Source organism: Mycobacterium sp. NGS40, assembly GCF_059812735.1.
Genome location: NZ_JCALDG010000145.1, coordinates 1 through 283, shown reverse-complemented (window position 1 = coordinate 283; position 283 = coordinate 1). Strand labels below are relative to the sequence as shown.

1 pseudogene is annotated in these 283 nt (G+C 64.0%); it reads left to right on the top strand.

From position 1 onward, the window contains the following. Window positions 1–283: pseudogene (locus tag AC5Y5O_RS32325) on the top strand (heavy metal translocating P-type ATPase); the annotation flags it as partial.

The following is a 283-nucleotide window of genomic DNA, read 5'->3' as shown; positions in this document are numbered from 1 at the left end:
AGCGCACCGCAGCGCCGACATGAACAGCCTCATCACGTTGGGCACCCTGGCGGCCTATGGTTACAGTCTGTTGGTCACCGTCGCCTCTGGGGTCTTACCGGCCGATGTTCGCGACGTGTATTTCGAGGCGGTCGGGGTGATCCTGACCCTGTTAATGCTGGGCCGATTGCTAGAAGCCCGCGCCAAGGCTGGCACCGGTGAAGCTATCCGCGCGTTACTCGGGTTGCAAGCCCGCACCGCCCGTGTCGTGCGCGAGGGCATCGAAACCGAGCTTCCCGTCGAC